Annotated in this window: 1 protein-coding gene; it reads left to right on the forward strand. The window is 45.9% G+C overall.

All coding sequences use genetic code 11. The features are described from left to right. A partial coding sequence (locus tag H5073_RS18020; RefSeq protein ID WP_182680933.1) for a transposase occupies window positions 1-516 on the forward strand: 516 nt, incomplete at both ends.

Below are 516 nucleotides of genomic sequence, written 5' to 3' on the forward strand. Positions count from 1 at the left end.
GCACCACTGGTGGAACGGCTTAAAACAGGGTTGTTAACGCAGCCCACGTTGTTTGCCGATGAAACGCCACTGAAAGTGGTGAAATCCGATAAGGTGAACAGCTACATGTGGGTGTATTGCTCAGGTCGAGATTCACCAGAGCCAAATAATCCTATTCCTAATATCGCGCTTTATGACTTCCATAACAGTCGGGCGGCCGCCTGCGTGGTCAATTATCTTGATGGATATCAAGGCTACTTGCACGTAGATGGTTATCAGGCTTATGAAAAAACACAGGCAACCTTAGTGGGATGCTGGGCGCATGCGCGTCGTAAATTTATCGATGCGAAAAAGCTGCAAGGGAAAAATAAAACCGGCAAAGCGGATGTGGTATTGAGCCTTATCCAAAAATTGTACGGCGTTGAGTCACGCGTTAAAGATAAAAGTGCGGATGATAAATACACGACAAGACAAGCAGTCAGTGTGCCTATACTGGACAAGCTAAAAGCATGGCTTGAGCAAAACCAACCGAATTTA

The sequence above is a fragment of the Shewanella sp. SR44-3 genome, assembly GCF_014163735.1.
Lineage (GTDB): Bacteria > Pseudomonadota > Gammaproteobacteria > Enterobacterales > Shewanellaceae > Shewanella.